General features: G+C 35.3%; 1 protein-coding gene. It reads left to right on the top strand.

The features are described from left to right. Positions 1–17 precede the first annotated feature (17 nt). Positions 18–204: RagB/SusD family nutrient uptake outer membrane protein (locus ACM615_RS24105; protein ID WP_431012663.1), on the top strand; the 187-nt coding region annotated here is incomplete at its 3' end.

Here is a 204-nt window from a genome sequence, read left to right as displayed (position 1 = left end):
CGAAAGAACAGACCGTTTTGGAAACAAATCAGCAGATACAGGATAAAACTTTGATTAGAAATAGTATTGCAGATGTTTATACATCTATTATTCAAGATTTAACGTTTGCACAGCAAAACTTACCCCTAAGTAATAGTATCGGCAAAGCAACTTCTGGTGCCGCTAAATCGTTATTAGGCAAAGTTTACCTTACTCAAGGCAATT

This window comes from Rahnella sp. PAMC25617, from assembly GCF_050606005.1.
Classification (GTDB): Bacteria; Pseudomonadota; Gammaproteobacteria; order Enterobacterales; family Enterobacteriaceae; genus Rahnella; species Rahnella variigena.
This window is presented reverse-complemented; position numbering and strand designations above follow the sequence as displayed.